Origin of the sequence: Chenggangzhangella methanolivorans (genome assembly GCF_042648545.1) — a bacterium.
Lineage (GTDB): Bacteria > Pseudomonadota > Alphaproteobacteria > Rhizobiales > Methylopilaceae > Methylopila > Methylopila methanolivorans.
Genome location: NZ_JBHRXS010000031.1, coordinates 1 through 1,110 on the forward strand (window position 1 = coordinate 1; position 1,110 = coordinate 1,110).

General features: G+C 62.6%; 1 protein-coding gene. It reads left to right on the forward strand.

The window, feature by feature from the left end; genetic code table 11:
• Positions 1 to 22: 22 nt before the first annotated feature.
• The gene (locus ACFOWB_RS26645; protein WP_261401868.1) at positions 23 to 1,087 is read left to right on the forward strand and encodes an IS110 family transposase; all 1,065 of its coding nucleotides are present in this window, start codon (positions 23 to 25) and stop codon (positions 1,085 to 1,087) included.
• Positions 1,088 to 1,110 lie beyond the last annotated feature (23 nt).

Consider the following 1,110-nt stretch of genomic DNA (forward strand, 5'->3'; position numbering starts at 1 on the left):
CGAAGACCTGGAGAAGCAGCCCATGCAAACGACCCGCGAAACCACAACGCCCGCGCTGACATCCGTCGGAATCGATATCGGCAAGGACGTCTTTCACGTCGTGGGTTTTGGCCCCGACGGGAAGATCGCGTTCCGGAAGAAGATCCGACGGCTTGCCCTCGTCGAGACGTTCAGGGCGCTTCCGCCCTGCATCGTCGGAATGGAGGCCTGTCTGAGCGCGCACTTTGTCAGCCGGACGCTGCGTGAGCTCGGCCATGAGCCTCGGATCATTCCGGCGATCTACGTGAAGCCCTTCGTGAAGGGCCAGAAGAATGACTACAACGACGCAGAGGCGATTGCTGAGGCGGCATTGCGGCCGAACCTAAACCTGGTTCGGGAGAAGACGCAGGATCAGCTCGATCTCCAATCCTGTCATCGAGTGCGCTCGCGGCTGGTGTCCCGCCGCACCGCGACCATCAACCAGATCCGCGCCTTCCTGATCGAACAGGGCATCGCGGTCAGGACAGGTTCGCGCTCGCTGCGCAACTCGCTGTTCGAGATCTTGAGGAACAGGGAGAGCGAGATCTCGCCGCGCATGCACGACCTGATCGTTGGGCTTTATGAGGACTGGCTCTGGTTGGACGAACGCATCGAGACCATCACCCGTGAGATCGAGCAGATCAGCCAGACCGAAGAGAACTGCCGTCGGTTGATGAGCGTGCCGGGTGTCGGGCCGCTCATCTCCACCGGCGTGGTCGCCGCGATCGGAACGGGCGAAGCCTTCGAACGCGGACGCGATTTCGGCGCCTGGCTCGGCCTTGTGCCGCGGCAGTACAGCACTGGCGGGAGGTCGATCCTCGGGCGCATCTCGAAACGCGGCAGCCGCTATCTGAGAACGCTGTTCATCCAGGCTGCGAACGTCATCCTCATGCGGCCGCAGAACTGGGAGCGGTTCAGCTTCGGATCGTGGCTGAAGGAAGCGGCGACGCGCCTTCACCGCAACAAGCTGGCGACGGCGCTGGCCAACAAGCTCGCCCGCATCGCCTGGAGCGTTCTACGTCATGACAGGGCGTTCGACGCTCACCCTGTTGAGGCTACGGCGATCTGAAGCCGTAGCCTCGTTAAGTTCGC

What these genes read in the sequence shown, in the direction of transcription:
- ACFOWB_RS26645 (WP_261401868.1), top strand. Translation starts at nt 23, where the DNA reads ATGCAAACGACCCGCGAAACCACAACGCCCGCGCTGACATCCGTCGGA.